Here is a 5,638-nt window from a genome sequence, read left to right as displayed (position 1 = left end):
CAATGAGATCGAGGAGTGCAGGGCAGTCTTCGCGACCTGCTGCACAAGCGGTTCCGCGATCGTCTGGTCCGGGATGATCTGCGCGAGCTGACGGCGGGCCTCGGCCTCGATCACGCCGGCACCCCACACCGAGTACCGCTCCTCGACGGCCGCGAGGACGAGGGCTGCGCGCTCGTCGACGTCGACCGCGGGCGTGCCGAATCCGTCGCGGGCGCGGGTCTCGGCGATGCGCTGCGCGGCGGGGAGGACCTGGGCTGCGCGGTCCTGCCCGACGCGGGCAACGGCGTCGTCGTGGGTGGCCTGCGGGGAGCGGCCGTGTTCCTTCTGCGGCCGCGTTTCGAGGGTCGCCTGCTGGGCGATCTTGATCTGCGTCTTGGTGTCGGGGGCGCGGCCGTGGTCGCGCTGGTACTCCGCGGTGAGGCGTTCCACCTCGACGCGGATCGACGCTGAGCGGGAGGAGAACGTCTCCAGCAGGTCGGTGTCGACGCCGGCGATCTCCATCACCGGGCGCTTCCCCGCACCCATGCCGCGAGCCTCGGTGGTGACGTCGAGCGTCTTCGTGACCTCGGACATGATGGCCGCGTTGTAGAACTCCGAGATGGGCACGTTCATGCGGTGCAGCAGCTTGGAGTCGATGGTGCGCCACTTGCCGTCGGAGCCCTTGACCTTGTTCGCGACCACCAGGTGATCGTGCAGCTGGGGGTCGCCGTTGCGGGACTCGAAGTGCCGGAACGCGGTCACGGCGACGCCGCCCTCGACCTCGATCTGCTCGACACCGTTCGTGCCGGCACGGGTCGCCAACGCCTCCCGCTCGAGGTACGCGATCGTCGACGCGACGGCGCGGTCCTGCGCCTGCTCGATGCTCTTCCGGGTGTCGTCGTCACCGAGCGCCCAGAGCACGGACACGCTCTTCGCTGGTGAGCAGACCAGGTCGAACCCGGCGACGGCCTGCTGGTCAGGGCGGGTCGCTGCGGTGATGTAGCGGCCGAGTTCTTCCTTGTCGGCGGGCTCGCGTCCCTTCGCGTCGCGGAACGCCTGCGCGCCCTCACGGGAGCGAATCAGGCGGCGTTCCTCGGTGTTGGGCTCGTGCCCCTGGATGCGCTGGAACGTCGCGTACCCGGCCTGAATGCGGCCCTGCAGGGAGTTCTCGTCCGCCTTGTAGACGTAGTACGACCGGCCCAGTTTCGCGGCCTCCTGCGCCTGCTTACCGGTCTTCCCCTCGGCGATCGCCTCGGCGATGATGCGGTCCGCGTTCGGGTGCAGCCCCTCACCGAAGAGGGCCTTCATCTGTTCCTCGGTGACGGTCCCGGAGACGCCGAGGACGGCGGCGCCGCCGCCCATCCACCGTCCGGGAGGGTTCCCGTCGGCGGTGTAGTAGTCGCCGAGCTCACGGTCGTGATCGCGGCGCGCGTCCCCGGTTGCGACCTCGGACGTGTAGTACGTGTACCCGTCGCCGGCGGACAGGACGTGCATGGTCATCATGCGCCGTCGCCGCCTCGCTGGGGGCCGTTCAGGCCGCACGCGACCCAGCCGTGGTGCGGGCTGGTGACGGAGCGCATGGGGCGAGTCTATCCTCATTCATTTGTAATGCCTGAGGTGTGACGCGTTGATGACCGGAGGGCTGGGTGAGGAACGAGCACAGCGTGGAGGGAGAGAGGCGGGGCCGGTCGGTTTACCGACCGCGGTAGACAGGGGGAGACCGGGAGCGGCGGCCAGCGACGAGGAACGAGGAGCGTCGGGCCGTCAGCATCCGGGTCGATGACTGTCACAGGCCGCGCCTCAGGTGCGAGCTACACTGGGCGACAACAGGAGCGCCGCATGCACCGCCGGCAGGGCGGTGCCGCCCGGACCGGACGGGTGGTGGCCGTTAGGGATTGGGGAATCGCATGGCTCAGGTTCGAACGTCAGGAAAGCAGGCCGCGGCGCGCAAGGCCGCACGCGAGCGGGCCGTGGAGCGGGCGGCAGAGTTCCGCCGCCGACAGGAACAGCTCGAAGAGCTCGCCGCGGAATACTTCGTCGCAGCGGACGCCGTCGACGGGATCAATGAAGACGCCGAAGCACGCATCCAGAAGATCCGCGACGCGGCCGCCGCCGCGGTCGCTGACGCGGAAGAACGTGCGCAGGCGATCATCGGTCGGATGCTCGACACCAAGGTCACCCGCGACGAAGTCGCCGAGCGTCTCGGGATCCCCGTCCGCGACGTGAAGCGAGTCAAGAACAAGGTCGCACCCGCCGCCGAGGCGAGCGGCGACGACGTCGCCGATGAGGCGCAGGACGACGACGGCGGCAGTCCGGTTGAGGCCGGCGCCGAGTCGTACGCGGCGTAACGATCACCCCCACGACTCGAACAAACGAAGCAGCCCCCGACCACATGGTCGGGGGCTGCTTCGTTGTTGTGGCCGTTAGATTCGGCTGGTTGCCCACCACCACACGCACAGCGCGATGAAGCCGCCCCAGAACGTCAAGCACGACCAGCCGAGCACGATGCCGGCGGTGGCGCGGCCGGGCACGTCAGTGCCGCGGGCGAGGCCGACGATGCCGAACACGATCGCGAGGATCGGGATGGGGATGATGAGGCCGAACAGGATGGACTGGATGCCCAGGAGCACGCTCCACCGCGACAATGTCGTCCCACGTCGCGGCACGTACACCGGCGGTGCCTGCTGCCACTGCTGCTGCGCGTAGTTGGTCATGATCCTGCCCCCGTTCGTTGGTTGCGGCGACCGTACTGCCGGCATCCGACACCGACGCTCACCAGAGCGACGGTGTGCCCGCCGCGATCCCCGTCTTGCACGCCCGCACCGCGGCGCCATCCCACCCGTTGTCGCGGAACGCCTCGCGGAGCTCACGCGACAGGCGCACGCGTTCGGACCGGGGGAAGCTGATCGTGCGAAGCGCGGTCGATGCGTTCCGGTGGCGGCCGCGCTGCACCCGCTCGAGCATGTTCCCCCGATGCGTACCCGGCGCCAGATGCGACACAGACAGGTCAGCCTCGACGTGGACACACAGCGGCACGTCACACGCGTGCAGCAGCAACGTCGACGGCTGCAGGGTCGTCCCGGTCAGGTGCTCGTAGAACCACCGCTGCGGACGCATCGCCCGCTGTCCCCCATCGGGCTGCGGCACCCAGAACCGGCCGTAGCCGTCGTCGCCGATCGCGCCCGTCCAGATCCAACAGTCCGATGGCGCTGGCCCCTGCACCACGTGCTTCCAGAAGCGTTCTTCCGCGCTGACGGCGACGCGGCCACTCATCGTTCGATGCCGTCCCGGCCGCGCGGCTCTGTCGTCCGCGGTTCCTGCCGACGCTGCTGTTCCCGCGCTCGGTTCTGATCGTCGTGGCCCGCGGACGTCAGGTGGTCGACGTCATAGCCGGCGCCACGAAGCGTGTTGCGGTCCTGCTCAGCTCGACGCGTCGCGATCCTCGGACCGGGAGCTTCCGGGGTCGCGTTCGTCTCGGTCCCCTCGAGCAGGTGCGCCCGAAGATACGCGGCGAGGGGCCGGTCGTTGCCGGCGACAGCCTGCAGCCGAACGGTGCGGAGCTCGTCGACATCGACGCGCTCCCAATCGATCGGGTGGCCGGCACGCTCCGCGATCGCTGACACATAGGTGCTCTGGGACCTGGTGTTCCCGTCGCGGTACGGGTGGATTGCCGATAGCTCTCCCCACCGGTCTGCGAGGCGGTCCGCGAACGTGTCCGCGTCGAGGCCGGTGAGGTAGTCCTCCCGCTCGAGCTTGCCGAACAGCGTCGTCAGGTTCGCGTCGATGTACTCCGGACGGCAGTACGGGATCCCGGTCCCTGTGGCCTGCACGTCGACGTCACGGATCTCCCCGGCGATGGCCGGCACAAGGTCGCCGAACATGCGCTCGTGGATGCTCCGCAGGTACGCGTAGTCAGGGCGATCGGGGACGCGCTCGGCGCGGACTTCCGCCATCGTGATCGACGCGACGTCGTTCATCGCCTCGTCGAGCTGGCGCTGATCGCGGATCCCGGCAGCGTTCACCAACACCCCACCGCTACCCGGGTAGGTGTACTTGTCGTCGACGCTCATCCGCTCCCCCGCAGGACGCCGGCGCTCAGCGCTGGCGGAGCGGAAACCCGTGCTTCGCCGCGACCTCCGCACGCGCATCCTCCGGCGACAGCGTCCCCTCGAGGATGCGACGAGCACGGCCAAGAGCCTCGGCGTCGGGGAAGTGGCCAGCGAGCTGCTGGCCCTTCTCGACCAGCGCCATCTCCTGCTCGACGTCGACGGTCCGTGCGGTCTTGTGCTCGGTCTTGATGCTCATGGGGACTCCCCTGCTCGAACTCAATTCTACCAACCACGATGGTCGCGGGCTGGGTGGATCTAGCGGTGCTTCCGGTTCCGACGGACCACGTACACGGCGGTGGCCACGGGCAGCAGGAACGCCACGGCACCGGAAAGCGATCGGCCAACGTGGCCGTGCATGGCGCCGTCGACGATCAGGAACACCTGTCCGATCGCGAACAGGCCAAGCCCGATGAACACCGCACCCCACGGCTCACTCCCGCGAGGGATGCGCCCATCGGCGTCCGTCGCACGGCGAGCACCAACGATGATCGTCGCAACGCCCGCGGCGAGGAACAGCAACCACAACCAGGTCAGCACCTACTCCCCCAGGCCCGGAACGGGAAACTCGGGGACGTGGATGAGGCCCGCCAACGCCAGGTAGACGAAGCTCGCGGCGACCATCAGCATGAGGCTGAGACCGAAGACCGTCACACCCGACGTAGACGAGTCCTGCGGGATGCCGCCGGTTCTGCGTTCCCAGCGGCTGAACATGGTCCGTGCCGCGGCGATCGCGGCACGGGTTTCGTCGTTGAGATCGCCCCGACGGGTGAGCTGGCGGCCGTAGGTTTCCAGCTGCATGAAGAAGAAGCCGGGCATGGCGTGCTTGCGGGTCTCGGCGGCGTACTCGTCGCGGAGGATCTGCACTCGCATGTCCGCCGGCAGCGCCCCGCACAGGGCGAGGGCTGCACGCACCCGGTACCCGTTTCCTGGCCGCGACGCGAGGGCGAGAACTTCTACCGGCGGGACGGCAGGGTCGAGGATCCCGGCCGCGCGGTCGTCTTCCTGGTCGGAGTGCAGCAACGCCACGACGTCGTCGACGGTGCGTGTGCGCTCGTGTCGTGTGAGCCAAGCCATGACTCATCCTTTCGATCGTGATGTGCCGGAACAACCGGCCTCATGAGTAGCAGACGGGACAGACACCGTTCCGTCCGGCGCTCACGGCTTCCCGCCCCGGTCACGTGCTTGGCGGAGCTCGGTCCATCCGAGTGCCGCGAGGAACAGGACGGTCAGCACTTGCACGAAGACGACCGTGATCACCCACGCGGACGGGTCTCCGAACGGGCCCCGCACGATCGTGTTGACGGTCGCCGCCGTCATCGCGACAGCCAGGACGATGAAACCGATGCCTCGGAGCACGTGACGCCTGCGATCCGTCACGGCGTCGCCTTCCTCTCTCTCCATCGCTCCAGTGTCCTCGATCACCCGCGGGCGCCGGCGTACTGGGGGAACATGCGGTCCATCGTTGCTTCGTGGCGGGCGGCGCGGTCGTGTTCGCCGCGGAGGCGGGAGATCTCCGCGAACGTCGGGCCCGATGCGGTCGGTTCGGCGGG

The 5,638-nt window shown here is 68.9% G+C and carries 9 protein-coding genes; 1 reads left to right on the top strand and 8 read right to left on the bottom strand.

What is annotated here, in order from left to right:
• Positions 1–1,482: MobF family relaxase (mobF, locus tag BR70_RS0100140; protein ID WP_027464424.1), on the bottom strand; the 1,482-nt coding region annotated here is incomplete at its 3' end.
• A gap of 404 nt (positions 1,483–1,886) precedes the next feature.
• Here mobF and BR70_RS0100135 point away from each other — a divergent pair.
• Positions 1,887–2,327 (top strand): hypothetical protein, encoded by a 441-nt coding sequence (locus tag BR70_RS0100135; RefSeq protein ID WP_155896711.1) that lies wholly within the window; start codon positions 1,887–1,889, stop codon positions 2,325–2,327.
• A 75-nt stretch (positions 2,328–2,402) separates the two neighbouring features.
• Here the strand turns inward: BR70_RS0100135 and BR70_RS0100130 are convergent, their stop codons facing one another.
• The 7 genes from BR70_RS0100130 to BR70_RS0100100 all read right to left on the bottom strand — a co-directional run bounded on the left by BR70_RS0100130 (position 2,403) and on the right by BR70_RS0100100 (position 5,489).
• A complete protein-coding gene (locus BR70_RS0100130; RefSeq protein ID WP_027464422.1) occupies positions 2,403–2,693 on the bottom strand; it encodes a hypothetical protein in 291 nt (96 codons plus the stop codon).
• A 58-nt stretch (positions 2,694–2,751) separates the two neighbouring features.
• Positions 2,752–3,096: a hypothetical protein gene (locus BR70_RS0100125; protein ID WP_231495605.1), complete on the bottom strand. Its 345-nt coding sequence runs from the start codon at positions 3,094–3,096 to the stop codon at positions 2,752–2,754.
• Between the two features lie 152 nt (positions 3,097–3,248).
• Positions 3,249–4,049, bottom strand: coding sequence for a Fic/DOC family protein (locus BR70_RS0100120; protein WP_027464420.1), 801 nt, complete (start codon positions 4,047–4,049; stop codon positions 3,249–3,251).
• 25 nt (positions 4,050–4,074) lie between these two features.
• On the bottom strand, positions 4,075–4,284 hold the full coding sequence (locus BR70_RS0100115; protein WP_027464419.1) for a hypothetical protein: 210 nt from the start codon (positions 4,282–4,284) through the stop codon (positions 4,075–4,077).
• Between the two features lie 59 nt (positions 4,285–4,343).
• On the bottom strand, positions 4,344–4,625 hold the full coding sequence (locus BR70_RS0100110; RefSeq protein ID WP_027464418.1) for a hypothetical protein: 282 nt from the start codon (positions 4,623–4,625) through the stop codon (positions 4,344–4,346).
• Positions 4,626–5,162, bottom strand: a complete 537-nt coding sequence (locus BR70_RS0100105) for a hypothetical protein (protein ID WP_027464417.1) — start codon at positions 5,160–5,162, stop codon at positions 4,626–4,628.
• An 81-nt stretch (positions 5,163–5,243) separates the two neighbouring features.
• On the bottom strand, positions 5,244–5,489 hold the full coding sequence (locus BR70_RS0100100) for a hypothetical protein (RefSeq protein WP_155896710.1): 246 nt from the start codon (positions 5,487–5,489) through the stop codon (positions 5,244–5,246).
• Positions 5,490–5,638: the final 149 nt, after the last annotated feature.

It is taken from the genome of Curtobacterium sp. UNCCL17, assembly GCF_000686685.1.
Lineage (GTDB): Bacteria > Actinomycetota > Actinomycetes > Actinomycetales > Microbacteriaceae > Curtobacterium > Curtobacterium flaccumfaciens.
The sequence above is the reverse complement of the archived record's forward strand: the minus strand, read 5'-3'. Positions and strand labels throughout refer to the sequence as shown.

Coding starts and splice junctions, on each gene's coding strand:
- BR70_RS0100135 (WP_155896711.1), top strand. CDS start 1,887: ATGGCTCAGGTTCGAACGTCAGGAAAGCAGGCCGCGGCGCGCAAGGCC.
- BR70_RS0100130 (WP_027464422.1), bottom strand. CDS start 2,693: ATGACCAACTACGCGCAGCAGCAGTGGCAGCAGGCACCGCCGGTGTAC.
- BR70_RS0100125 (WP_231495605.1), bottom strand. CDS start 3,096: ATGCGTCCGCAGCGGTGGTTCTACGAGCACCTGACCGGGACGACCCTG.
- BR70_RS0100120 (WP_027464420.1), bottom strand. CDS start 4,049: ATGAGCGTCGACGACAAGTACACCTACCCGGGTAGCGGTGGGGTGTTG.
- BR70_RS0100115 (WP_027464419.1), bottom strand. CDS start 4,284: ATGAGCATCAAGACCGAGCACAAGACCGCACGGACCGTCGACGTCGAG.
- BR70_RS0100105 (WP_027464417.1), bottom strand. CDS start 5,162: ATGGCTTGGCTCACACGACACGAGCGCACACGCACCGTCGACGACGTC.
- BR70_RS0100100 (WP_155896710.1), bottom strand. CDS start 5,489: ATGGAGAGAGAGGAAGGCGACGCCGTGACGGATCGCAGGCGTCACGTG.